The sequence below is a fragment of the Bradyrhizobium sp. RDI18 genome, assembly GCF_043203335.1.
Taxonomy (GTDB): Bacteria; Pseudomonadota; Alphaproteobacteria; order Rhizobiales; family Xanthobacteraceae; genus Bradyrhizobium; species Bradyrhizobium retamae.
Window position 1 is genome coordinate 1,384,619 of the sequence record NZ_JBICRN010000008.1, and the last position, 24,903, is coordinate 1,409,521.

The 24,903-nt window shown below is 62.8% G+C and carries 21 protein-coding genes and 7 pseudogenes; 13 read left to right on the top strand and 15 right to left on the bottom strand.

Features of this window, described 5'->3' with window-relative positions:
- The first annotated feature begins 93 nt into the window (after positions 1-93).
- Positions 94-1,258: pseudogene (locus ACFXS9_RS15535) on the top strand (MFS transporter).
- A gap of 2 nt (positions 1,259-1,260) precedes the next feature.
- Here ACFXS9_RS15535 and ACFXS9_RS15540 read toward each other — a convergent pair.
- Positions 1,261-2,139, bottom strand: a complete 879-nt coding sequence (locus ACFXS9_RS15540) for a DMT family transporter (protein ID WP_392690098.1) — start codon at positions 2,137-2,139, stop codon at positions 1,261-1,263.
- A 265-nt stretch (positions 2,140-2,404) separates the two neighbouring features.
- Here ACFXS9_RS15540 and ACFXS9_RS15545 point away from each other — a divergent pair, with 265 nt between their 5' ends.
- Both ACFXS9_RS15545 and ACFXS9_RS15550 read left to right on the top strand, forming a co-directional pair.
- Positions 2,405-3,136, top strand: coding sequence for a sulfite exporter TauE/SafE family protein (locus ACFXS9_RS15545; RefSeq protein WP_392690100.1), 732 nt, complete (start codon positions 2,405-2,407; stop codon positions 3,134-3,136).
- Entirely contained in the window at positions 3,133-3,516 is a 384-nt protein-coding gene (locus tag ACFXS9_RS15550; protein WP_392690102.1) for a hypothetical protein, read from the top strand. Before ACFXS9_RS15545 ends, ACFXS9_RS15550 begins: the two co-directional genes overlap by 4 nt.
- 87 nt (positions 3,517-3,603) lie before the next feature.
- On the opposite strand, the gene ACFXS9_RS15555 is transcribed toward ACFXS9_RS15550, so the two are convergent.
- Positions 3,604-4,833: an MFS transporter gene (locus ACFXS9_RS15555; protein ID WP_392690104.1), complete on the bottom strand. Its 1,230-nt coding sequence runs from the start codon at positions 4,831-4,833 to the stop codon at positions 3,604-3,606.
- A gap of 295 nt (positions 4,834-5,128) precedes the next feature.
- On the opposite strand from ACFXS9_RS15555, the pseudogene ACFXS9_RS15560 reads away from it, so the two are divergent.
- A pseudogene (locus ACFXS9_RS15560) lies at positions 5,129-5,946 on the top strand (chromate resistance protein ChrB domain-containing protein).
- An 11-nt stretch (positions 5,947-5,957) separates the two neighbouring features.
- Positions 5,958-7,348 (top strand): annotated as a pseudogene (gene chrA / locus ACFXS9_RS15565) (chromate efflux transporter).
- Positions 7,349-7,362: 14 nt separating this feature from the next.
- Here the strand turns inward: chrA and ACFXS9_RS15570 are convergent.
- The 6 genes and pseudogenes from ACFXS9_RS15570 to ACFXS9_RS15595 all read right to left on the bottom strand — a co-directional run.
- A complete protein-coding gene (locus ACFXS9_RS15570) occupies positions 7,363-8,304 on the bottom strand; it encodes a cation diffusion facilitator family transporter (protein WP_392690106.1) in 942 nt (313 codons plus the stop codon).
- 129 nt (positions 8,305-8,433) lie between these two features.
- Positions 8,434-9,390 carry a hypothetical protein gene (locus ACFXS9_RS15575; RefSeq protein WP_392690108.1) on the bottom strand — a complete coding sequence of 319 codons (957 nt, stop codon included), beginning with the start codon at positions 9,388-9,390 and terminating at the stop codon, positions 8,434-8,436.
- A 123-nt stretch (positions 9,391-9,513) separates the two neighbouring features.
- A pseudogene (parC, locus tag ACFXS9_RS15580) lies at positions 9,514-11,770 on the bottom strand (DNA topoisomerase IV subunit A).
- 194 nt (positions 11,771-11,964) lie between these two features.
- Entirely contained in the window at positions 11,965-12,717 is a 753-nt protein-coding gene (gene recO, locus ACFXS9_RS15585) for a DNA repair protein RecO (RefSeq protein ID WP_392690110.1), read from the bottom strand.
- A 120-nt stretch (positions 12,718-12,837) separates the two neighbouring features.
- Entirely contained in the window at positions 12,838-13,281 is a 444-nt protein-coding gene (locus ACFXS9_RS15590) for a group II intron maturase-specific domain-containing protein (RefSeq protein WP_392687302.1), read from the bottom strand.
- Positions 13,282-13,650: pseudogene (locus ACFXS9_RS15595) on the bottom strand (reverse transcriptase domain-containing protein); the annotation flags it as partial.
- A gap of 523 nt (positions 13,651-14,173) precedes the next feature.
- Between ACFXS9_RS15595 and ACFXS9_RS15600 the strand changes: the two are divergent.
- The 8 genes and pseudogenes from ACFXS9_RS15600 (at position 14,174) to ACFXS9_RS15635 (ending at position 19,298) form a co-directional block, all read left to right on the top strand.
- Complete coding sequence (locus ACFXS9_RS15600) at positions 14,174-14,515, top strand: recombinase family protein (protein WP_392690112.1); 342 nt, start codon at positions 14,174-14,176, stop codon at positions 14,513-14,515.
- An 83-nt stretch (positions 14,516-14,598) separates the two neighbouring features.
- Positions 14,599-14,949, top strand: a pseudogene (locus tag ACFXS9_RS15605) (recombinase family protein); the annotation flags it as partial.
- Between the two features lie 193 nt (positions 14,950-15,142).
- The gene (locus ACFXS9_RS15610) at positions 15,143-15,649 is read left to right on the top strand and encodes a zinc ribbon domain-containing protein (RefSeq protein ID WP_392690114.1); all 507 of its coding nucleotides are present in this window, start codon (positions 15,143-15,145) and stop codon (positions 15,647-15,649) included.
- Complete coding sequence (locus ACFXS9_RS15615; protein ID WP_392690116.1) at positions 15,555-16,400, top strand: helix-turn-helix domain-containing protein; 846 nt, start codon at positions 15,555-15,557, stop codon at positions 16,398-16,400. Before ACFXS9_RS15610 ends, ACFXS9_RS15615 begins: the two co-directional genes overlap by 95 nt.
- Positions 16,401-16,639: 239 nt before the next feature.
- Positions 16,640-16,906 carry a DUF5372 family protein gene (locus ACFXS9_RS15620; RefSeq protein WP_392690118.1) on the top strand — a complete coding sequence of 89 codons (267 nt, stop codon included), beginning with the start codon at positions 16,640-16,642 and terminating at the stop codon, positions 16,904-16,906.
- 59 nt (positions 16,907-16,965) lie between these two features.
- Positions 16,966-17,304 (top strand): DUF6788 family protein, encoded by a 339-nt coding sequence (locus ACFXS9_RS15625; protein ID WP_376960332.1) that lies wholly within the window; start codon positions 16,966-16,968, stop codon positions 17,302-17,304.
- Positions 17,305-18,966 (top strand): recombinase family protein, encoded by a 1,662-nt coding sequence (locus tag ACFXS9_RS15630; RefSeq protein WP_392690120.1) that lies wholly within the window; start codon positions 17,305-17,307, stop codon positions 18,964-18,966. It begins immediately after the preceding gene.
- Positions 18,951-19,298 (top strand): hypothetical protein, encoded by a 348-nt coding sequence (locus ACFXS9_RS15635; protein ID WP_392690122.1) that lies wholly within the window; start codon positions 18,951-18,953, stop codon positions 19,296-19,298. The genes ACFXS9_RS15630 and ACFXS9_RS15635 overlap by 16 nt, the downstream gene beginning before the upstream one ends.
- Before the next feature lie 190 nt (positions 19,299-19,488).
- Here the strand turns inward: ACFXS9_RS15635 and ACFXS9_RS15640 are convergent, their stop codons facing one another.
- The 7 genes and pseudogenes from ACFXS9_RS15640 to ACFXS9_RS15670 form a co-directional block, all read right to left on the bottom strand.
- Positions 19,489-19,878 (bottom strand): hypothetical protein, encoded by a 390-nt coding sequence (locus ACFXS9_RS15640; RefSeq protein ID WP_392690124.1) that lies wholly within the window; start codon positions 19,876-19,878, stop codon positions 19,489-19,491.
- Positions 19,879-20,416: 538 nt separating this feature from the next.
- Positions 20,417-20,797: a hypothetical protein gene (locus tag ACFXS9_RS15645; protein WP_392690126.1), complete on the bottom strand. Its 381-nt coding sequence runs from the start codon at positions 20,795-20,797 to the stop codon at positions 20,417-20,419.
- A gap of 146 nt (positions 20,798-20,943) precedes the next feature.
- Positions 20,944-21,870: a GTPase Era gene (gene era, locus ACFXS9_RS15650; RefSeq protein WP_392690128.1), complete on the bottom strand. Its 927-nt coding sequence runs from the start codon at positions 21,868-21,870 to the stop codon at positions 20,944-20,946.
- Positions 21,860-22,672 carry a ribonuclease III gene (rnc, locus tag ACFXS9_RS15655; protein ID WP_392690130.1) on the bottom strand — a complete coding sequence of 271 codons (813 nt, stop codon included), beginning with the start codon at positions 22,670-22,672 and terminating at the stop codon, positions 21,860-21,862. The genes era and rnc overlap by 11 nt, the downstream gene beginning before the upstream one ends.
- Positions 22,669-23,427: a signal peptidase I gene (gene lepB / locus ACFXS9_RS15660; protein ID WP_392690132.1), complete on the bottom strand. Its 759-nt coding sequence runs from the start codon at positions 23,425-23,427 to the stop codon at positions 22,669-22,671. Before lepB ends, rnc begins: the two co-directional genes overlap by 4 nt.
- A gap of 282 nt (positions 23,428-23,709) precedes the next feature.
- Positions 23,710-24,130: pseudogene (gene acpS / locus ACFXS9_RS15665) on the bottom strand (holo-ACP synthase).
- Positions 24,127-24,891 carry a pyridoxine 5'-phosphate synthase gene (locus tag ACFXS9_RS15670; RefSeq protein WP_392690134.1) on the bottom strand — a complete coding sequence of 255 codons (765 nt, stop codon included), beginning with the start codon at positions 24,889-24,891 and terminating at the stop codon, positions 24,127-24,129. Before ACFXS9_RS15670 ends, acpS begins: the two are co-directional and overlap by 4 nt.
- Positions 24,892-24,903 lie beyond the last annotated feature (12 nt).

The window sequence follows — 24,903 nt, forward strand, 5'->3', positions numbered from 1 at the left end:
AGGCCGATCCGTCATCGTTGCGATGTGCGTGGGACCGCTCGGCATCCTGCTCGGGCCGTTCGCGCTGCTGTGGTCAAGAAAAGAAACGATCCAGTGAACCAGCTTCCCATCATTCTCGCCCTCGGCACGACACAGACCCTGGCCTGGGCTTCGAGCTACTACCTGCCGGCGATCCTCGCTGACCCCATCGCGCGCGATCTCGGCATATCCTCGACCTGGATATTTACCGCTTTCTCCGCCTCGCTAGTGATTTCGGCCCTGATAGGCCCGCGTGTCGGACGGCAGATCGACTTGGTCGGCGGCCGCTCGGTGCTGTCGCTATCCAATCTGGTGCTGGCGGCCGGGCTGGCGCTGCTCGGCTTCACTTCATCCATCCCTATGCTCGTCATCGCCTGGCTGCTGCTCGGCGTCGGCATGGGCGCGGGCCTCTATGATGCCGCCTTCGCCGCGCTCGGCCGCATCTATGGTGATGCCGCACGCCGTTCGATCACCGGCATCACCCTGCTCGCCGGCTTTGCCTCGACCGTAGGATGGCCGCTGTCCGCATGGGGGCTGGAGACCATCGGCTGGCGCAACACCTGCTTTGCCTGGGCGGCCGCGCACATTCTGATCGGGCTGCCGCTCAACCTCCTGATGTTGCCGGCCGTGAAAGGCGCGAAGGCGGCGGTGGCGGCAGCCGTCAAGCCCCATATCCCGATCGACCGCACCATGATCGTGCTCGCCTTCGTGTTCGCAGCCGCCTGGACCGTCACCGGCGCGATGGCGGCGCATCTGCCGCGCATTATGGAAGCGGCCGGCGCGACCACGGCGCAGGCGGTGTTCGCCGGCGCGCTGATCGGCCCCGGCGCAGGTGGCCGCACGGATCTTCGAGGCGGGCTTTCTCAGCCGCTACCATCCACTGGTCTCGACCAGGCTTGCCTGCATCACCCACCCGATCGGCGCCGCCATCCTCGGCCTGGCCGGCGGCGGAGCGGCCAGCGTGTTCGCGCTGTTCCACGGCTCCGGCAACGGCATCCTGACCATTGCGCGCGGTACGCTGCCGCTCGCGATCTTCGGCCCGGAGAATTACGGCTATCGCCTCGGCATCCTCGGCGCACCGGCGCGGATGGCACAGGCCGCAGCCCCGCTGCTGTTCGGCCTATTGATCGAGGTCATGGGGGCGCGGGTGCTGATCGTATCGTCGGTACTCAGCATCTCGGCGCTGCTGGCGCTGTTCCTGCTGCGCAAGGGATCGCCGAAGCTGCCAGTTGAGACGTGAGCCTACGGCTTCCCGGTCTCCGACGTCGCGATCCATATGCCCGCAAACACGGCGATCAGCCCGACAATGAGGTTGAGCGTGATCGGCTCGCCGACGAGCTGGGTGGCAAGCAGCCCGGCGGCAACCGGGTTGACGGTCATGGTGTTGGCCACACGCGTCGGCGACGCCCGCTCCAACGCCAGCACCCACAGAATGAAGGCGAGCGCCCCGCCAGCGACGCCGAGATAGAGCCCCGCGATCCATTGCGGCGTTCCGAACTGGCCGAGTGATGCGACGCTGCCGGTCAACGATCCGACCAGGATCAGCGCCGCCGCGCCGGTGCCCATGCCCACGGTGAGGAAACCGAGCGCGCTGGACCGCTGGATGAACGGCCGGGACCAGACATTGTAGAACGCCATGCACAGCACCGCGCCAGTCATGATCAGTTCGCCACGCCACGCGCCCGCCGGCGCGGCCGACAATCCCGTTGCGAGTGCGGCGGCGACACCGAGCACCGCGATGCCGACCCCGATCGACTTCCGTTTCGTCAGCGGCTCGATGCCGAGCAGAGCACCGACCACCATGGTGTGCAGCGGCAACGTCGCCAGCGCGAGCGAGGCGCGCGCCGCGGTCGTGAACGTCATGGCAATATTGTAGAGAACGAAAAACACGCCGAAGAAGCAGAAGCCGAGGGCGGCGACGGCGGGCCAGTCCGCGCGCTTCGGCCATCGCGCCTTCATCAGCAGCGCCGCCGGCAGCACGCAGCAGAAGCCGATCCCCCATCGCAGGATCGCAAGCGTGATCGGATCTGTGTTGCCGGCAAGATAGCGCGTGATCGCCGCGGCGCTGCCGCCGAGGCTGCTCGAAACCAGCGCGATTGCGACCCCGATCCATTCACCCAATGTCGCCCCCTGTCGCCGCCTCTATCGCGCGGATCATATGGTGCGGGAAATCGCGCACGCGAGGCGCGATGGCGCTCGGATCGATCTTTCTGTCTTAGGCCGCGCGATCTGCATACAAATGGCGGCAATTGTCAGCAGCAAATGCCGATCTGTCGTCTTGCGCGCGAGGCCACGACGGGCCTAGCCTGCAACCGGGGAAATCGCAGCCTCCCCGTTAAATGGCGATCCCATTCAAGCGCTGCTCGCTTTTGTACGGAGCGGGCACATGGATGGAACGACGCTCGAACTGCCGCTGTTTTTTCTCGCGACCTTCGTCGGCGCGCTGGTCGCAGGTCTCTCCGGCTTCGCCTTCGGCCTCGTCGTCTCCGCGATCTGGCTCTACATCCTCACTCCGCTGCAAACGGCGACGCTGATCATCGCGTTCGGGCTGCTCGTGCAGGGCTATTCGGTGTGGAAGCTGCGCAGCGCGCTCAACTGGCGAAGGCTCTGGCCCTTCATGGCGGGTGCTGCGCTCGGTGTTCCCGTCGGCGTCGGCGTCCTGACCTGGGCCAACCCTGCCCATGTGCGCGCGGGCGTCGGCGCCTTCCTGGTGCTCTACAGCCTCTACGCGCTGCTGCGACCGGCTGTCCCTGCGGTGGAAGCAGGCGGCGCTGTGGCCGACGCCGCCGTCGGTTTCCTCAACGGGGTGCTCGGCGGTATCACCGGGCTTGCCGGAATTTTGGTGACGATCTGGTGCGGCCTGCGCGGCTGGCCCAAGGACGTGCAACGCACGGTGTTTCAGCCGGTAGCGGTTGCGATCTTCGCCATGAGCGCCCTGTGGATCGGCGCCAAAGGCGCTATCACGCAGGACACGATCAAGTTGTTCCTGATCGGACTGCCGGCCTTGTTCGCCGGCATGTGGATTGGGTTGAAACTATTCGGGCGACTCGACGAGGCTTCATTCCGGAAGGTTGTGCTCGTGCTGCTGCTGGTCTCGGGAGCGGTGCTGATGATTTGATCCGCGAATTATCGCGTCAATCCGTTCCTAAATTTCAATCAATTGCGTCGAACCGGCATAGCTTACCGTCAAGAAGTTTTTGTCATGAGAAGCTCACCGGAACCCCGGTTTCCGGTGGTTTCGAGGCTCCGGCAGGTTGGAGCCTGCAGGCTCTGGAAGTGGCTATGAAGGAAGCGATCCGCTTACGCGAATTGGAAGCCGAGTGCCGTCAACGCGCGCTGAACGAACCCGACAAGAAATGGTATTGGCTGGCGCAAGCCGCCAAATACCAGGTGCAGGCAAGCCAGAAGCTGGCCTATCACTCGGAAGGGGCAACACGCCCGAAACGCCGGAGATCAAGCTGGCGCAATGGTCGCATGTCCGGGATGAGCGGCGCGTGATGGACCCCCTGCCCGACGGGCGGCGATCGCCCTGGTAGTCCCGCGAACCGCGTTGACGCGCCGGTCGCCGCATCGCGTGAAAGCGCGTCACCTTCCCTGCTCCTCGGGCGGCTTGATATGGCGGAAAGAGAACAGCAAAGCGAGGTCGTAGGCGATCTTGAGCGTGCCGCAAACCACCAGCGGCAACCCCGTAAACGACGTCATCAAGAGCGCGCCCGAGATCGCCGGGCTGACGGCAGATGCGAGGCTGCGCGGCACGGCGGTGACGCTGGCGGCGGCGGGCCGTTCGGCCGGCGTCACCACGGCCATGACATAGGAGGTGCGGGTCGGCACGTCCATCTGCGACAGCGCAGAGCGCAACAGCAGCAAGCCGAGCGCGACGTAAAGGTTCGGCGCAAATGCTGCCAGGATCAGGAAGATGCTGGAGGGGATATGCGTGAACACCATGGTGTTGACGAGCCCGATCCGCTTGGCGATCCAGGCGGCCACTGGATAGGAAAAGGCGCTGAGCGTGCTCGACCAGAAGAAAAATACGCCGGCTGCGGACAATGACAGATCGAAGCGCTCGAACAGCCAGAGCACCAGAAGGGACTGCGCGACGAAACCGCCAGCAAATGAATCGATGCTGAACAGCGCCGCAAGCTTGTAGACCGTGCCGCGCGAAGGCCCGAGCGGCGCCTGTGGCGCCCGCTCCTCGCCGCGCTGATGCGGAACGTAGCGATAGAGCGCCGCGCAGGCGATGCCCAGCGCGGCATAGGCGTAGAACATCAGACGGAATGCGGCGAGTTGCGTGCTGCCGCCGGCGACGAGGAGATCGGGCAGCGAGGCCGCAAGCGAACCCGCAGCGGTGCAGAGCGCGCCGATCAGGCTGTAGCGCGCGAACACCTGGGTGCGGCGCTCATCGGTGACACTGTGCGCCAGCACCGCATGCTCGAGCGGCACCAGCACGCCGAGATCGCCGCCGGAAGCATTGATGGTGCCGATGAATGCGACCAGCGCAATCAGCACAAAATGCTCGACGGCGGGAAAGGCGACGCCGGTGGCGGCCATCAGGCTGGCGCCCGCGATCAGCAGCGGCCGGAGGTCATGGCGCGGCGCGATCCAGCCCGTGATCAGTGTCAATAGCGCCGTGCCAAGCAGCGAGGCCGTCGCGACGATGCCGACCGCGGCGGCATCGTAACCCAGCGCCGTCATGTAGGCCGGCAAAATGATGATGGCAAAGCCGTCGCCGAAACCGCGCAGCCCGCGTGCGACATAGAGCAGCCGGATCAGTGCGCTGGCGGCGGAGGGTTTTGGTTCGGTCACGATATCGGTCATCCCAGCATCCATGCGCCATCCTCGACGTAATCGAGTGTGCGCAGAGCTTGGACGGCGGACCGTCTGACGGGGAGCCTGCTTCGTCCCCGGTGGGGCAAATTAGGACCGAAACCGGCATGGCGCAAGCGCCTCTCGTAGGATGGGTGTCGCTTCGCTCCTCCATCCTACGCACCGCTGACAACCATTGACAGCCGAACTGGGCCGCGCTTAATTCCGCGCATGGGGATGTTGCGATCTCCCCACGAGGCGACATGCCCAAGTATCGCGTCCCGTTTCTTTTGACGAGGGCGCTGCCATGTCATCCTACACCACGATATCTCCAGACAAACTTTCGAAATTGATCGGCACGGCGAACACGCCTGCCCTGATCGACGTTCGTACCGACGAGGATTTCGCCGCCGATCAGCGGCTGATTCCGGCGCCGTCAGGCGCAACCACGAGGACGCCGCCGATTGGGGTGAGGAGTTTTCCGGCCGCTCGGCGATCGTCGTCTGCCTGCGCGGCCAGAAACTGGCGCAAGGCACCGCAGCCTGGCTGCGCCATCTCCATGTCGCGGCCGAAGCGCTGGAAGGCGGGTTCGAAGGCTGGAAGGCCGCAAAACTGCCGCTGGTGCCGGCGGCAAAGCTCCCAGCACGCGACGCACAGGGCCGCACCGTCTGGGTCACGCGCGCGCGGCCGAAGATCGACCGCATCGCTTGCCCGTGGCTGATCCGCAGGTTCGTCGATCCCAACGCGGTATTCCTCTTCGTCACGCCACCGGAAGTTCTTGCAGTCGGCGAGCGTTTCAATGCCGCGCCGTTCGACGTCGAGAACGTGTTCTGGAGCCATCGCGGCGAGCTCTGCACGTTCGACGTCATGATCGAGGAATTCGGGCTCGCGACGCCGCCCTTGCTGCGGCTGGCGGCGATGGTTCGCGGCGCCGACACCGGGCGGCTCGACCTGTCGCCGGAAGCGCCGGGACTGCTAGCCGCCTCGCTCGGCCTGTCGCGGATGTTCGATGACGATCTCGAGCAATTGGAGGCCGGCATGACGCTGTACGACGCGTTCTACCGATGGTGCCGGGACGCAACTGGCGAGACCCACAATTGGCCGACCAACAAGGCGAAATCGTAATGGGCGCGACGATGAACAAAGTGGCCGAAGCCGATGCCAGCCGGGAAGTTGGTCACGGCATCAGCTTCGGTGAAGCCTTTCGCGTCTGGCTGCGGGTCGCCGTGCTCAGTTTCGGCGGCCCGGCCGGGCAGATCGCGGTGATGCACCGCATCCTGGTCGAGGAAAAGAACTGGATCTCCGAAGGCCGGTTTCTGCATGCGCTGAACTATTGCATGCTGCTGCCGGGCCCGGAGGCGCAGCAGCTTGCGACGTATATCGGCTGGCTGCTGCACCGGACGGCCGGCGGCATCATGGCGGGCGGGCTATTCATCCTGCCCGGCATCATCGCCATCATGGGCTTGAGCTACATCTATGCGGCCTACGGCAATGTCGGCTTCATCGAGGCGCTGTTCTTCGGGCTGAAGGCTGCAGTGCTGGCGATCGTGGTCCATGCGGTCGTCCGGGTCGGCAAGCGGTCCCTACGCAACCGCGTGATGATCGCGCTCGCGGCGATCGCATTTGTCGCGATCTTCTTTTTCAACGTTCCCTTCCCGGTCATCATCATCGCGGCCGGCGTGATCGGCTATTTCGGCGCGCGCAGCGGCAGGCCGGAGTTTGCCGCCATCGAACACGGTGGCGGCGGCAAGCAGTCGGCGGCGGTCGACAGCCTGCTCGGCGAGGAACTGCCCGACCATGTCCGCCCCAGCGTGGCGCGCGCGCTACGCGTAAGCTCTATATGGTTGTTGCTGTGGGTAGTGCCGGTCGCGGCGCTGCTGATCGGGCTTGGACAGGCCAATGTGTTCAGCCAGATCGCGCTGTTCTTTTCCAAGATGGCGATGGTGACGTTCGGCGGCGCCTATGCGGTGCTGGCCTATGTCGCCCAGCAGGCGGTCGAGCATTATCACTGGCTACAGCCACGCGAGATGCTGGATGGCCTCGGCATGGCCGAGACCACGCCGGGGCCCTTGATCATGGTGCTGCAGTTCGTCGGCTTCATGGCCGCCTATCGCGACCCCGGCACGCTGTCGCCGATGCTGGCCGCGACGCTGGGCGGATTGTTGGCGACCTGGGTCACCTTCATCCCCTGCTTCCTCTGGATCTTTCTCGGCGCGCCCTACATCGAGACGCTGCGCGGCAACAAGGGCTCGCGGGCGCGCTCTCTGCGATCACCGCTGCCGTGGTCGGCGTGATCCTCAACCTCTCGATCTGGTTCGGGTTGCACACGCTGTTCCGGCAGACCACGCCGGTACGTTCGTTCGGGCTGTCGTTCGACATGCCGGTATGGGGAAGTCTCGATATCGCAGCTTTCGTGCTGGCGGCCGCCGCGGCGACGGCGATCTTCCGACTTAACGTCGGGATGTTGTGGGTGCTGGCCGGATCGTGCGTGGCGGGCGTGGCGCTAAGGTTTGCGGGATTGGCGTAGCGCAGCCACCCATCCTACACATCCCTACACCCGATCGGCCGGCCCAGTCTGCAGACGGCGGCATCGACCTCGATCTGCAACGTGGAATGATGGATGTTGAAACGGTGCGACAGCTCCTCGCACACCTGATGCAGGAAAGCATCATCGCTGCCGCCGGGGCGCACCAGATGCGCCGTCAACGCGGTTTCGTTGGTGCTCATGGCCCAGACGTGGAGGTCGTGTACCTCAACGACGCCGTCCAGCCCGCCGAGGTAATCCTTCACATCGGAGAGCTCGATGCTGCGCGGCACGCCGTCGAGCGCAAGATTGACGCTGTCGCGGGCCAGACCCCATCCGCTCCAGAACACCACAGCCGCAATGACAAGGCTGATCGCGGGATCAAGCCACAGCCAGCCGGTCAGCATGATGATGCCGGCGGCGACCACCACCCCGAGCGAAACGCCCGCATCAGCCGCCATGTGCAGATAGGCACCGCGAATGTTGAGATCGCCGTGGCGGCCGCGCATGAACAGAAGCGCGGTAAAACCATTGATGGCGACGCCGAGCGCGGCGACCAGGACAACGGTCCAGCCTGCAACCGGCGCCGGCGCAAACAGCCGGTTGACCGCCTCGACGACAATGCCGCCGACGGCGACGAGCAGCAGGCCGGCATTGAAGAGGGCCGCCAGGATTGAAGCCCGACGATAACCGTAGGTGTGCCGCTGGGTCGGCTGCTTCTGCGCCAGCCATGCGGCGCCCCACGCCAGCAGCAGCGCGATCACGTCGGAGAAATTGTGAACAGCGTCAGAGATCAGCGCCAGCGAATTGGCGGCGTAGCCGAAGATCAGCTCCGCAATGACGAACGCAGTGTTGAGCGTAGCGCCGATGGCGAACGCCCAGCCAAAATTATCCGGCGCATGGCTGTGGCCGGCGTGACCGTGTGCGTGAGAATGATCGTGGTGGTGAGCATGCGCCATTTCGCCTCGTCCGTTCGACGGCGATTTATATAGCTCGCGGAATTGCGAATACTATTACAGCGGAGCAACTTGAATTTGCTAGCAGCAGGTCGCAGTCGCATCGAACCTCAATTGACATCGGTCGAGCACCTATTTCGTCAGCTTCTCAAACCAAACCGTATCCCAAATCACCTTGAAGTTTGTGAATAGCCAGTCGTCCCACCGTGACGGAGACGGATCAATCGCTCGGACGGTTGATTCAAATTGAGCGGCACGTCTAAAAGCATCAGAGACAACGTTCGAAATATCTTCAACGGTATGATCCTCAAGGAGTTCTCCGTAATCCCACCACCGCCAACCGCCCGCGTGAGCTCCAAAATTGTTGCGCAGAAGATTTGCATGGTCCGCGACGTCCGCTGCAGCGCCGGAGATGCCAAGTAGATTGAGAACTTCTGAACGTGACGGTCTCTTCGCATGGCGGCAACGGACTTGCACGAGATGAACAATTGACTCCAGCACGCAGTCAAAGGCAACCACCGCTTCCAGTTCAAATCCCTTTTGGACTAATTCCTGTCCTCTCAAGAAATGAAAAGCGGCTTGGTGTAGGAAGGGGTCAAGCATGTTAGACGTAAGCCATGCCGACGTTGACGCATTGGGTTCGAGCAGAGCCTTCTTCGTACCCCACTTATCGAGTGCTTCTCGCTTGGCCGCTTCGAGGATGGATTGGTCAGATCCGGGCTTTAGCACTGGCCCATATCTTTGAAGCATCCCTTCGGTTCCGAATGGGTGAAGAACTCTGCTGTGCTCCTCCCAAACTGCCATGAGAATTGCGACGATACTTGAACGATTAATGTGCTGTCGGGCGTAATGAAGTAGCCAAGACAACACTTGATAGACTTCTTCATCATCAAGAATCTTTCGCCAGCCAAATCCCCAACCTGGAACAACGCAAGTTATTGCCAAGCAGCTAGCGCAAGGGAATGCGTGAAATGTCTGACTCGTCGCAGAAAACGATAATCCTGAGCTGTCGCCCAATGCGACGGTAAGGACTTCACGCCAATCCGAACGTTTTGACAGTTCAGCAGCAACATCTTCGACGCCCGACAAAAGCTTCGACCTGGACGCTTTGGGAAAGTCGGTGGAGTCAGCCCACCGAGCCAGTAGCATTTTCGCATTTGTAAGGTGCTGAACAGTCGGCACACGAGCACCAGTTCGATAAAGAGTTACCGGCTACTCCACGCCGCGCAAAAACTTGTTCGACTTCGGCAGGCCGTGCGCGAGGCGGCCGGCGTCGGCGCGGTTGCCGCGCCAGTCGGCCAGTTCCTTGGCGCTCATGCTCTGCTCGCGGCCGGCCGAATCCTTCCAGGTCAGCCCCGCCTTGAACTCGAACACCGCGACGTCTGACAGCTTGGCGCTGGAATATTTCTGCAGGCGCACGCCGCGGCCGCGCGCCATCTCCGGCACCTGGTCGAGCGGGAACAGCACCATCTTGTGGTTGGTGCCGATCGCAGCAACGGTGTCACCTTGCACGGTTGCGATCGCGCAGGCCTCGTTTGGCATGGTGACGTTGAGCACCTGCTTGCCCTTGCGGGTATTGCTGACGCAATCCTCTTCCTTTACGACAAAACCCTGCCCCTCGCTGCTCGCGATCAGGAACTTTCGCTCGCCCTTGTTAACGAACAGCGAGACGATCGCGGCGTCCTGCTCGAGGTCGATGAACATGCGGATCGGCTCGCCATGGCCGCGTCCGCCGGGAAGCTTCGCCACGTCGAGCGAATAGAATTTGCCGTTGGTGGCGAAGAGCAGCAGTTTTGACGTGGTCTCGGCGAAGAAGGCGTGGTCGAGCTTGTCGTCGGTCTTGAAGGCAAGGCCCGAGATATCCTCGACATGGCCCTTCAGTGTACGCACCCAGCCCCTCTCGGAGATCACGATCGTCACCGGCTCGCGTTCCACAAAGGCTTCCTCGATCGCGGCGAGATCATGCTCGGGCGCGTCGGCGAATTGCGTGCGGCGCTTGCCGAGCGGCGTCTTCGGCCCAAAGATGTCGCGCACCTTCCGGACCTGTTCGCCGACCTTGGACCATTGCTCGGCTTCGGACCCGAGCAGCGACTTGATGCCCTTCAATTCGTTGCGAAGGTTCTTGTCCTCAGTACGGATCTCGAATTCCTCGAGCTTGCGCAAGGAGCGCAGCCGCATGTTGAGGATCGCATCGGCCTGAACTTCCGACAGTTTGAACGCCTTGATCAGCGCCGGCTTCGGCTCGTCCTCGGTGCGGATGATCTTGATCACCTTGTCGATGTTCAGATAGGCGATCAGGTAGCCGCCGAGTATTTCGAGCCGGTTCTCGATCTGGGTCTTGCGATAGTTGGAGCGGCGCACCAGCACGTCGCGCAGATGGTCGAGCCATTCGCGCAGGCACTCGGCGAGCCCCACCACCTTGGGGATCTTGCCCTTGATCAGCACATTGAGGTTCAGCGAAATCTTGCTCTCGAGCTCGGTGAGCCGGAACAGCGATTCCATCATCAGCGCGGGATCGACCGCGCGGGATTTCGGCTCGATCACAAGACGAACGTCTTCCGCCGACTCGTCCCTGACGTCGCTGACCAGCGGCAGCTTCTTCTCGTTCAAAAAGTTCGGCGATCTTCTCGACCAGCCGGGACTTCTGCACCAGCCACGGAATCTCGGTGATGACCACGACCCAGGTGCCGCGCGCGCCCTCTTCCTGGACCCACTTGGCGCGGGTGCGGAACGAGCCGCGCCCCGTCATGTAGGCTTCGGTAATACTTTCCTTGGAATCGACGATGATGCCGCCGGTCGGGAAGTCCGGGCCCTTGACCCATTTCATCAGCGTCTTCGACTTCGCCTCAGGCTTGTCGATCAGGTGCAGCGCCGCGTCGCAGAGCTCGGCGACATTGTGCGGCGGGATCGAGGTGGCCATGCCGACCGCAATGCCCTGTGCGCCGTTGGCGAGCAGGTTCGGGAAGCCACCGGGCAGAACGACCGGTTCCTTGCTCTGGCCGTCGTAATTGGCGCGGAACTCGACGCCGTCCTCGTCGATGCCGTCGAGCAGGAGCCGCGCGACCTCGGTCATGCGCGCTTCGGTGTAGCGGTAGGCGGCCGGGTTATCGCCGTCGATATTGCCGAAATTGCCCTGGCCGTCGACCAGCGGGTAGCGCGAGGCGAAATCCTGGGCGAGACGCACCATGGCGTCGTAGATCGCCTGGTCGCCATGCGGATGGAACGAGCCCATCACGTCGCCGACGATCTTTGCCGATTTCTTGAACGGGGTACCGGGGTCGAGCCTGAGCAGGCGCATGCCGTAGAGGATGCGCCGGTGCACCGGCTTCAGCCCGTCGCGGGCGTCCGGCAAGGCGCGATGCATGATGGTCGAGAGCGCGTAGGCGAGATAGCGCTCTTCCAGCGCATCGCGCAGCATGACCTCGTGGATTTCGGCCGGTTCTTCCGGCGGTAGCTGTCGTTTTCCCATGGGGAGGGGTTAGACTCTGCTGATAAATCCGGCAAGACGTATGCCGAATGCAATTTTCTGACGTCGCGCCTGCGAACGCAGGGGCCCATAACCACAGGTGTTTGTTGGAAAAATGACTCGACAGCCCGGCACCAACGACCGCCGCGGCGTATGGGTCCCTGCGTTCGCGGGGACGACGGGTTACGGCAGCGGGTTCAGGCCGACGAACTGATTCGCGCCTGATGCCGCGTCACCGCGTTGATGAACCCGTCCCTCGCGTCGGAATGGCCCTGCCCGCGCGGCTCCAGCACGTGGCGGAGCAGGAACAGGCCGGTCAGGCGAAAACCGTCCTGCAGGTCCTGGTCCGACCAACTGTTCGCCCCGCCCTCGCCTTCGCGCAGGAAGGCCGGCAGCCGCAGCAGGCGATCCCGATAGGGCTCGCCGGCCTCCCGCGAGACGGCGCCGCCGGATTTCGGCGAGACGTAGATCAGGTCGGAGGTCGCGCCGGTCGCGGCGCAGTTTTCCAGATCGAGGCCGAAGCCGAGCTCGGCGAGCATCGCGAGCTCGAACCGGATCAGGTGCGCCGCCGCGCCGCCGGCGTCGTCGAAGTCGTCCAGCGTGCGGTCGAGCATCTCGTAAATGTCCTCATGCGGGTCACGTTCCGGCAACAGCCGCGCCAGCGCGGCCAGATGAGTGACGCCATAGACCGCATGCGAGGACGCCAGCAGCGTTGCTGCGCGCAGCCGCGTGCCCTCGATGGCGTAGGTACCGAGATGTTCGTCGAGCCGCGCCCGCCACACGGCGGTGACGCTGTTGCCGGGCTGCAGCAGCGGCCGCATCCGCGAGGAGGCACCGCCGCGCACCAGGCCGAGATGTCGGCCATGCCCGCGGGTCAAGAGCTCGACGATGGCGGAGGATTCGCCATGCCGCCGTACGCCCAGCACGATGCCTTCGTCGGTCCATTCCATGGGCGGGAGTTTACAGGATTTCGGGGCCTGTAGGGTGGGCAAATCGGGATAGGGGGAGTCTCGCGACTCCTCCCTCCCACACCACCGTACGTACGGGTCCGTATACGGCGGTTCGATGGATTATGCGGACCTCGACGCCGCGACGGAAGTGAGACCGAGTGAACCGAGGAAGTGAGTTGGCAATGCGATGGTGAGCGCGGGACTCGCTGCCAGCCGCCAAGGGCCATGTGGGCTGCCGGCGGTTTGAGCCGCCCGATCCCGGCCGACGCCGCAGCGTCGCAGCTCTGCAAAGCGAGCGGGTCCACGCTTCCACTGCTTCCAGGCGATGGCGCGCAACCGCCGCCTGATCCATTCGTCAAGTGCGCGCAATACCGACGGGGTTTGGCAGAAGCCGAAGTAGCCACGCCAGCCGACAAGGTAAACGGATAATTCCTTGGCGACTTGCGCGAGGCTTCGTCCGCCTGTGCGCCGCGTCAATTCCCGAACTCTGGCCTTGAAGCGGGCGATCGCCTGCGGTGCGATGCGCCGTCGTGGCCCCGGCCCGCTTGTAAAGCTAAAGCCCAGGAACTTGCGGACGCTCGGTTTGGCGACCGCGCTCTTGGCCTTGTTGACCTTGAGCTTGAGGCGCTTTTCCAGGAACTTCTCGATGCCCGCCAGCACCCGTTCACCCGCCTTTTGACTGCGCACATAGATGTTGCAGTCGTCGGCGTAGCGCACGAAGCGGTGACCGCGCTTCTCAAGCTTCTTGTCCAGCACATCTAGCATCAGGTTCGACAACAACGGCGAGAGCGGGCCGCCCTGCGGCGTGCCCTCTTCTGTCGGACTGACCAACCCGCCCTCCATCACACCCGCATTCAGGAAGGCGCGGGTGAGCTTCAGAACGCGCTTGTCAGCAACCCGCTTGGCGACGAGCCCCATTAGGATGTCGTGGTTGACCCGGTCGAAAGACTACTCGACAGACTACCCACCACCGCGCTCATCATCTCGACGACTATCCCGATCAGGTAACCATCGTTCGGTCGCGCCATCCCTTTGAGGGATCTGCGCTTAATGTGCTTGGCTGGTGTCATCGACGCGGCGAACTTCATCTGACGCTTGTACTGCCCGATGGTACCCGTGCCCTTGTACCGGCCGCGTGGACAGATCTGCCTATCGCACAACATTTACCGCGTGCAAGCCCGCAATGCGCTCGAGCGGCATTCCTGGCTTCCCACGCCGAGCTGCTGCACGCCCGGACGATCGTCGACGCTTTGCTGCGGCAATTGGATGGCGCGCATACTGTCCTGCCACCGGAATCGGAGGACAGCCATGCAGCAGCTAAGCTTTCTCGACCCACCACCTCAGCGCGGGGCCGTACCTGTATGGGAGGCCCTCGATAGAGAGCAGCGCGCACATCTCGTGCTGCGACTCGCCCGACTAATCGCCCGAGCAATCGCCACTGCCGGAGATCACAACGATGAACGAACTGAGCAAGATTACCGCTGAGCACCTACGCCGATGCGCAATCGTCTACGTGCGTCAGTCCAGTACGACGCAGGTCGAGCATAATCGCGAGTCCACTGCCCGTCAGTACGAGTTAGCCGAACGCGCCGCGCGGCTTGGTTGGCGACGCGATCAGGTGAAGGTCATCGATGAGGACCTCGGTATTTCCGGTTCCGGCCTTTCCGAGCGCACCGGTTTCGCGCGTATGACCGCGGAGGTCGGCCTCGGCCAGGTGGGCATCGTGCTCGGCTTGAAGTCTCGCGACTGGCGCGCAATAATGCTGATTGGTACCGTCTGCTCGATCTATGTGGCCTGACCCACACGCTCATCGGTGATGGAGATGGGATTTATCATCCGGGCTTGTTCAATGACCGCCTGGTGCTCGGGCTCAAAGGTACGATGTCAGAGGCAGAGCTGCATGTGCTGCGTGCGCGGCTGCTCGGTGGCATCCGCAACAAGGCCGCACGCGGAGAACTGCACCGCGGGCTGCCGGTGGGTCTGGTACGGGGCGACGCCGACGGGGAGGTGCTGTTGCATCCTGACGAGTCGGTGCAAGCCGCGATCCATGCTGTCTTCGACCGCTTTGCCGAATTCGGCTCGGCACGACGCGTGTGGCTGTGGTTCCGCTCGCAAGGCCTGCGCTTTCCGCTGCACTCCAACAGCCTTGTCGATCTCCGCTGGGTCGCCCCCACTTACACAAAGATCCACCAGGTCCTCACCAACCCGTTCTATGCCGGCGTTTATGTGTATGGCCGCACCCAGCAGACATGCTATCTCGATGCGGGCGGTCGAATCGAAAGCGCATCAGACAACGCGACCGCGAGCAGTGGCCGGTGTTCATTCGTGACCATCATGCCGGATACATCGATTGGAATACCTTCGAGGCGAACCAGAAGCGCCTGGCGCAGAACATCCGTCCTCGACCGCACCAGAGCGGGGTGCCGTGAGAGAAGGCGCAGCACTCCTGCAAGGCCTCGCCGTATGCGGACACTGCGGTCGGCGCCTGGCCGTACACTACAGCGGCCGGTTCTCGGCGCCCGGATATCACTGCGCCGGCAAGAACATCGTCAACGGCCGGGGCGAGTACTGCCTCAACATCGGCGGTGTGCAGATCGATGCGGCTGTCGCCGAAGCGTTCCTTGCGGCTCTCGCGCCCGCAGGCCTGGAAGCCTCGCTCCAGGCGATCGAGCAATTCGACGCCGATCGCGAGACGACTCTCGCGCAGTTCCGTCGCGACGTCGAGCGTGCGCGCTACAACGCGCAGCGCGCCGAGCGACGCTATCGCGCAGTGGACCCGGAGAATAGAACTCGTCGCGCGTGGACTCGAAGCAGAATGGGAAAGCGCTCTGCTGGAATTGAAGACTGCCGAATCCGAACTCTCGGACCGCGAACATGCCCGACCGCGCTCGCTTACGCACGAAGAACGCGACGCTATCCTTGCACTCGGTAAAGACCTCAAGCGTATCTGGTTCGCTCCCACGACGAGCGATCGCGATCGCAAGGAGTTGCTCCGCACGCTGCTCGACGATGTCACCTTGAGAGTCGAGCGCGATAAATACAACGCTCACCTGACGCTGCGTTGGCGCGGCGGTCTCTTCAGTGAAGTTAATGTCCCATTGCCGCACTCGCATCCATCGCCGATCCGCACCGCCGACGATACGATCGATCTGCTGCGGCGACTGGCTGCACATTATCCCGACACCAAGATCGCCGGCATCCTCAATCGCCAAGGCCGTACAACGGCCACAGGACTGTCGTTTACGGCAAATCGTGTGTCGAGCCTGCGGACGCACTGGGAGATCCCGTGCTTCCAGCCGAAACAGCAAGTGCAGGACGGCGAGTGCATGACGATCGAGAAAGCAGCACGCGCTCTCGGGATCGCACCCTCTACTTTGCATCGCTGCCTCAACGATGGCTTCATTGCCGGAGAGCAGATCACACCTGGCGCGCCTTGGCGCATCCGTATCAATGACGAGTTGCGGTCGCGCTTTGTGGAGAGCGCGCCCGAAGGTTACGTGAAGATGTTCAAGGCCATGAATCTACTCGGCGTCTCGCGGCAAACCATCTTGCAACGTGTAAAGCGCGGCGAGCTTAAGGCCGTTCACGTCTATCGCGGACGGGCAAAAGGCATACGAATTCAGGTACCTGCAGTTGCTCCGGACCTCTTCGACCCTCTCAAAAAAACTGAAGGTGTAGTATGACGCAACATCCAAGAACTTCTCCAGGTCGATGTCCACGACGACGGCGTGCCCTGACGCGATATACGCCTGCGCCCGTTCCACCGCCTGATGCGCCGAGCGACCCGGCCGGAAGCCGAAGCTCGCATCGGAGAACGTTCCGTCCCAGTCCGCCTGCAGCACCTGCATCACCGCCTGCTGGATGAAGCGGTCGAGCACCGTGGGCACGGTTGCGTCGAACTGCACTTCAGCCCCGTCAGGATTTGGGTTCGGCTGAGATAACCCATCCCTTCCATGTACTTCGTGGTCAGCGATTTGCTGTCCTCAAGGTCAGAGAGGTCTCTGGCGTAGAGACTTTGAGCCTGCGCCACGCCGAGATCGGATCGCTTGCTGTCCCACGCGACTGGACGGACTGGGCGCTTCCAGGTGCTCGGAGCGAGCCTATCAATGGCCAGCAGCCGTTGCTCATTGACGCCCTTGGTCTGCTTGCGCTTGCCGAATTCGCCTCTTCGTTGAAGCACAAGAAATGAGGCTTGACCAATGACTCAGCTTCTGAATCACTCGGACATCAATTCGATTCGGTCCGCAAATGAAGAAGCCTTCTTCCGCGGCCCTGCGAAAGCGCCGCCATCAGCTCTTGCGTGCCCTGCCGCCGATCGAGCAGATTGTGCGCGGGTCGCTCATCGAGACCTACAAGCGCTGCGGCCGACCCAGCTGCCACTGCGTCGACGGACCGGGACACGGCCCCAAGCGTTACCTGTCCACAATCGCTCGAACCGGCGAACGCCCGCGGCTCGGCTATGTGCCGAATGGCGCGTATCCTCAGGTGGCCGAGTTTCTCGCCAACTACCGCAAGCTCCAGGAGATGCTCAACGAGATTTGCGCGATCAATGCCGAGCTTCTGCGTCGCCGCGAAAGTCTCGATTAGATGGATCCGGCGGTCGCAGCCCTCGACTTTGCCGAGGCGGGCGCCATCATCGCCAACATGATCGACTCCTATCTCGCTGCAGGCGCTCCGCCGCCCGATGTGGAAGGACCCGATCATGATCAATCCCAAGATTGCCGATCATCATCTCGCGCGGCAGGCCTGCATCTACATCCGTCAGTCGACGATGGGGCAAGTCCGCTTCAATCAAGAGAGCACAGAGCGCCAGTACAACTTGGCGGACCAAGCGAGGTCGCTCGGGTGGACCCGGAGCAGATCCGGATCCTCGACCGGGATCTCGGTCACTCCGGCGAGCAGGCGACCAATCGCGACGACTTCAAGACGCTGGTCAGCGATGTGGCAATGGGCCAAGTCGGCGCGATCTTCTCTCTGGAAGCCTCGCGCCTGGCCCGCTCGAACAAGGATTGGCATCGCTTGCTGGAGCTGTGCGCGGTGACACGCACATTGGTGTTCGACGGCGATGGCTGCTACGATCCGGCGGACTTCAACGACAGCCTTGTGCTTGGCATGAAGGGTACGTTTGCTCAGGCAGAGCTGCACATCATTCGCGCGCGCCTCCACGGAGGCAAACTCAACAAGGCGCAGAAAGGTGAATTGCACTTCCCTCTGCCGGTCGGTTTGGTATTCGACGGCGATAGGATCACCCTCGACCCCGATCAGGAAGTGCAAGGCGCGGTTCGAACAGTCTTCGAACTATTTGAACAAGAGAGCAGCGCCTACGGCGTAGTTAAACGGTTCAATGAACTCGGCCTTGTCTTTCCACGCCGAGCCTATGGCGGCGTCTGGGACGGCAAGCTGATCTGGGGACGACTTACGCATTCACGCGTGCTCGGTGTCCTTGCCAATCCATCTTACGCCGGCACTTACGTGTTTGGCCGATATCAATCTTGCAAGCAGGTTGGCCCTACCGGTGAGATTCAAACTCAGTTGCGCCGCATGCCACAAGATGAGTGGCGTGTTGTCATTCCCGATCACCATGCTGGTTATATTACCTGGGATCGATTCCTTACCAACCGCGAACACTTGGCGGCGAACAGGACCAATAGCGAAGTTATCGCCGGACCCGCTCGAGAGGGACTTTGTTTGCTGCAAGGTTTATTGCTTTGTGGCGCTTGCGGACGGCGTCTAAATGTGCGCTACGCCGGCAATGGCGGTCTTTACCCGATCTATGAATGCAATTGGAGGCGTCGGGAGGCACTGGCGCCGCAGCACTGCATGTCTCTGCCATCAAAACCGCTTGATCACGCCATTGCAGAGCGCCTGTTGACCGCCGTCACGCCACTGACGGTTGAACTGGCGTTGCAAGCGCTGACAAGCTTGGAGGAGCGCGATAGGTCAATTGCTGCGCAATGGCAACGAAGGATAGACCGGGCCCGTTATGATTGCGACTTGGCAGAACGGCGCTATGAAGAAGCAGACCCCAGCAATCGGTTGGTTGCCAGTACGCTCGAGAAGCGCTGGAACGATGCAATGGAACGGCTTCTCGAGCTCGAGACTGAATTGGCCAATTTTGAGCGCCAGAACCTGCGTAGCATCACAACCGAACAGAGGCAGCAAATACTGCAGCTTGGCAGGGACTTCCCCGACTGTGGAAGGCTTCAAGCACTTCAGCTCGTGACCGCAAGCGCATGCTCCGCCTGTTGATACGCGACATCACCGTAGCTAAGGGTCCAGAACCCAAACTGCTGCGATTGCAAATTCGCTGGCAAGGTGGGGCTACTGAGACAATTGAGGTCCGGCAGCGGCCGAACCGCCCCGAAGCAGTTCGTTATCCCGATGAGTTCGTTGCCAAAATCCGCGCGCTGGCGGAACTACATGATGATCATGAAATCGTCGCGCAACTCAAAAGCAATGGCCAGACAAGCTCGACCGGCAGGCCGTTCACCGTCAGCATGATCTCGATGGATCCGCTACAAGCATCGTATCACTGGCCCATCTCTTCCCGCCGGAACGTTGAACGTCAGCCAGGTTTGTGAGAGATTTGGCGTCAGCCTGTGGGTCGTCCATTACTGGATCGAACGTGGTATAGTCTCGGCGCTGCAACGCAAGCCGAATGCGCCATATGCAATCACCATCGACGATTACGTCGACCGGCGTCTCCGAAAATGGGTTGCGACTTCAAGCCATCTTGACCCACCATCCCCAACGCAAACTGTATGAGGTGTATTATGCCCGGCGCGTCGGGATGCCGAGCAGCCTAACGCCACCCGATGCCTTTGGTATCTCGACCCGCCGCACCGGTTGCGGCTGGTAGGTGCCGTCAAGCAGCTTGGCTCGGATCGTGGGCCAGTGCTCCTTCAGGTAGGCCGGCAGATCGTCGACGGTCATCCCGTCAATGCCCGCCGCACCCTTGTTGCGCTTCACTTGCGCCAACGCTTTCCTCAAGTTCTCACGCTCGATCACTGCTTCCATCGACGGTCCCGCGACCGCCGGGCGTTCGAGGCTGGCTCTCGCCGTGCTGGTTTCAATCCCTTGGGAGGGGGCGCTTCGGGCTTCACCCGTCGCGTCGCGGCCCAAGTCCAGTGTTTGCTGTGGCTTCTGCTGCATGGCCTGCACGAGATTGCCGCTCTACTGACCTCTTCCACCGTTCGGGCCTTCAGCGGCGCGCTGCCGCCCACTACGCCCTCTGCTGACTTCTGCGCTGCGCTCAGATCGCCTTGCGACGACCTCAGTCCCGTTGCCGGGACACAACGCAGACCTCCCGAGGTAAGACCGACCGCCTTCGCCGCACGCCCGCCGGATCTACCACCCCGACCCTTGATGACTGAGGACTTCGCGATTGGCTGCTCGCTCGTCCGGCCGGGCAGGCCTCATTATCCGGTATTTTGTCCATCGAGCCGCGGCTTTGCTCCACGCTTTCTTCGGACCCCCACCTCGCGGTGATGCCCTTGCGTTTCGCTAATCCTTCGCCGTCATCAGGCTGGATAGAGGACTTCCACCTCCAAGCTGTCGTTCATACTCGGCACACAGCCAACGGGTCGCGCGAAATGCGCGCCTGATGACAGGCTCCGCGTGCCCACCATTCACGACGAGCCACTGGATAGATGGTGGGCACGGCGCCGAGCGCCTTTGCCCACCCTACCGCAGCCCTGCATCACTCGTTGAACCACCCCACCGCGTCGCCGGTGAACGAAAAATACAGCCCCGCTGCAGTCAGCGCGCAGGAGATCACTTCGATGCCGCTGTCAAACTGAATGCCCTTCTCGCCAATCATTTGCGCGAGCGAAATCACCGACAGCACCAAGACCGCGACGAGCACCCAGCGTGGCCAGTTCTTGCGGTGCTCGGCGGCGAGCCGGACGAGATAGACCAACAGCAGAATCAGGCCGGCCGCCATCAGCGTTCCGGTGCCGATCATCTGCTCCGTCATCTTCGGGGTCGGCGTGCGATCCTGGAACGCCACCGACACCGCATCCAGCGTCAGCGACAGATACAGCAAAACCTCAAACCACAGCACGTTTCTCGGTAGGGTCATCGGGCTCGTTCTTGGTAATTGGTGGGTCATGTTCCTAGCCCCGTCATTGTCTGCGACAAACGCAAAAGCGTTTGCGCAAGGGAGCAAAGCGACGACTTGTCCGCCGAAGCTCAACGAGCGAAGGCGGAAGCAATGACGCGCCCTCACTATTCCTTGGGGAATTCCAGCCCCATTTCCCGGTAGCGGTCGGGGTCGTCGCCCCAGTTCTCCCGCACCTTGACGAACAGGAACAGGTGCACGGGCACGCCGACAATTTCGGCGAGCTCCTTCCGCGACTCCGCGCCGATCGACTTGATGGTGGCGCCGCCCTTGCCGAGCACGATCTTGCGCTGGCTCTCGCGCTCGACAAAGATCGTCTGTTCGATCCGGACCGACTTGTCCTTGCGCTCGGTCCAGCTATCGGTCTCAACGGTCGATTGATACGGCAGTTCCTGGTGGAGCTGGCGGTAGATCTTTTCCCGAGTGATTTCCGCCGCCAGATGCCGCAGCGGAGCATCCGACATCTGGTCCTCGGGATAATGAAATGGACCCGGCGGCACGCTCTTCGCGAGCGTCTTGCGCAGGTCGGCGACACCGTCGCCCGACAGTGCCGAGATCATGAAGGTGTGCTCGAACTTCATCCGCTCATTGGCGGCCTGCGCCAGCGCCAGCAGTTTTTCGCGCGGGATCAGGTCAATCTTGTTCAGCACCAGGATTTTCGGGTGCGCAACCGTCGCAAGCTTGTGCAGGATCGCGTCGTCCTCCTCATCGATTCCGGCCTTGGCGTCGAGCAGCACGCAGACCAGGTCGGCATCGTGGGCCCCGCTCCAGGCGGTCGACACCATGGCCCGGTCCAGCCGCCGCTTCGGCAGGAAAATGCCGGGCGTGTCGACCAGAATGATCTGCGCATTGTCCTCGATCACGATACCGCGGATCAGCGCGCGCGTCGTCTGCACCTTGCGCGAGACGATGGTGACCTTGGAGCCGACCAGCGCATTGACAAGGGTGGATTTGCCGACGTTGGGGGCGCCGATCAGCGCGACGAAACCGCAGCGGGTCTCGGCAGGCGCGCCGGGTGCGGGTTCAACTGTCATTGCTGCCGACACCTTCGCGTTCGATCATCACGGAGGCTGCGACCTTCTCGGCTGCGCGCTTGGAGCCGCCGACGCCTTCGGCGGGCGCCAGTCCCGGCAAGTCGACAGCGACGCGGAATTGGGGGTCGTGATGCGGCCCGGTGCGCTCGATCTCGCGATAGACCGGCGTCGGCAAGCCCTTGCTCTGGGCCCATTCCTGCAGCACCGTCTTGGGATCGCGCAGCGGCCGGCGCGGTTTGCGCATCCGCTCCAGCCAGTTGCGCTCGACGAATTGCGACGCCGCCGCATAGCCGCCGTCGAGATAGATCGCCCCGATCACCGCCTCGCAGATATCGCCGAGAACGGATTTGCGCAGGCGCGCGCCCGCCCCGGCACCCACTGCGCCGAGCTTGATGTCATCGAGCAGCCCCAGCGACTTGGCGACGTCGGCGCAGCTTTCCTTGCGCACGAGGTCGGCGAGACGTTTGGACAATTCGCCTTCGTCCGCCCTCGGATAGGCGCGATACAGCATGTCGGAGATAATCAACCCGAGCACGTGGTCGCCGAGGAATTCCAGCCGCTGATAACTGTCGGCGCGATGTCGGGTCGCGGGCTTCAAGGCCGAGACATGGGTAAAGGCGGTCGTCAGCAGCGTCGGATCGGAAAATTTGTAGCCGATGCGCGCCTCGATCGCCGCAGCCGCAGCCTTCGCGCCGGCCTTGCCGCGCTTCTTCTTCGGCGCAGCTTCGCGGGGCGCATCCGCCTGCTGGCCCGGCTCGCCGGAGGCCGATGTGTCAGGAATGATCGCTGTCTCGTCGTTCATCGCACAATTGTGAATAGGCGATTCCAGCGCACGGCGGTCGGCCAGCGCCAGAACATCCAGGCGTGTTCGCCCTCGGCAATGGAGAAGAAGATCATCTGCGCCCGGCCGACGATGTTTTCGAACGGCACGTAGCCCACCGCCGACAGCACGCGGCTATCGGTGGAGTTGTCGCGGTTGTCGCCCATCATGAAGAAGTGGCCGGCGGGCACGGTATAGACGTTGGTGTTGTCGTAGAAACCGTTGTCGACGCAATCGAGCGATTCATAGCTGACGCCGTTCGGCAGCGTTTCCTTCCAGCGCTTGACGCGCGCGGTAGCGTCGGAGCCGCAGGGGTCCTCGCCGATGAAGTCGGAGAGCCGCTCGCGCTTGACCGGCTTGTCGTTGATGTGGAGCAGCCCTTCGCGCATCTGGATGCGGTCGCCCGGCAAGCCGATCACGCGCTTGATGTAATCGGTGGAGTCGTCCTTCGGCAGGCGGAACACGACGATGTCGCCGCGGTTCGGCTCCGAGCCGAAGATGCGGCCCGAGAACAGTGGCGGCGACAATGGAATGGAATAGTGGCTGTAGCCGTAGGAATATTTCGAGACGAACAGGTAATCGCCGACCAGAAGCGTCGCCTTCATCGATCCCGAGGGGATGTTGAACGGCTGGAACAGGAAGGTGCGGATCACGAGCGCGATCAGAAGAGCATGGATGACGACGCGGATGGTTTCACCCAAGCCGCTTTCAGATTTTGTGCCGGATGTCACGCTCATCGCTTTCCCAATTCCCGCGGGCCCAGCCCGCACGGTGGCAGAACGTTTTCCGCACGCGAATCGCCAAATACGTTCGCGTCAGGAAAATGGTCTAGATAACTGATGTTGAGAGCCAATTCCGACGGTAACCGGAACAGGCCCTGGCTCGAACAGGTCGTTGGCGGCGTTTTTAGACGGTTGTTCGTGGGCGCGCAATCAAGCGCCTTGTCAAAACTTTATAATCCATTGATATCTCAATGATTTTTAGTTTTCCCGCTTCCCCGGCGCAAACGCCTGCGCGGCTCATGACTTGCCGGGTGCGACCGCCGAAATTATGACGAAGGCCTGCGCCAGCGGCCAGTCGTCGGTGATCGACAGATCGATTCTGCGCCTCGAAGCCCTCCGGCGTCAGCGCTTCGAGCCGGGCCAGCGCGCCGCCGGTGAGTTTCATGGTCGGCCGTCCTCCCGGCATGTTCACCACCCCCATGTCCCGCCACCAGACGCCACGCCGGATGCCGGTGCCGAGCGCCTTGGAACAGGCCTCCTTGGCTGCGAACCGCTTGGCATAGGTCGCGACCACCATTTTTTCGCTGTTGGCGCGGCGCGCCGCCTTGGCGCGCTCGGTGTCGGTGAAGATGCGGTCAAGGAAGCGGTCGCCATGGCGCTCGATCACCTTGGCAACCCGTGTGATGTCGATCAGGTCGGAACCGATGCCGATGATCATGGCCGGCCCGCGACTTTCTGGCGGCCACGGTCCATTGCGGAGCGCATCTGCCGCACAGTCTCGCCAAGGCCGACGAACAGGGCCTCCCCCATCATGAAATAGCCGATGTTGAGCTCGGCGATCTCGGGTAGCGCTGAAATCGTCTCGGCGGTCTGGTAGTCGAGGCCGTGGCCGGCATGGACCTCCAGCCCCGCCGCGCGCGCCAAGGCGGCGCCCTCGACGATTCGCCGCCATTCCGCCTCGGCCTTGTCAGCGTGGCCGTCGACCACGGCGTCGCACCAGCCGCCGGTGTGGATCTCGATCACGGGCGCGCGCAACTTTGCCGCCATATCGATCTGCGGCGGGTCGGCGGCGATAAACAGCGACACCCGGATGCCGGCATCGTTGAGCCGCGCGATGAACGGGGCCAGCACGTTGTGCTGGCCGACCACGTCCAATCCGCCCTCGGTGGTGAGTTCTTCGCGGCGCTCCGGTACCAGGCATACGGCGTGGGGTTTTGTCGCGAGCGAAATTCGCAGCATGTCTTCCGTTGCCGCCATCTCGAAATTCAGCGGTTTTGATATTTCGGCCTTCAGCCGGGCCATGTCGCTGTCGCGGATGTGGCGGCGGTCCTCACGCAGATGCGCGGTGATGCCGTCGGCGCCAGCCTCAATCGCGAGCAGCGCGGCGCGCACCGGATCCGGCCGATCGCCGCGCCGCGCGTTGCGCAAGGTGGCGACGTGGTCGACATTGACGCCGAGGCGGAGCGGGGGAACGGGCATGACCGGACTCAC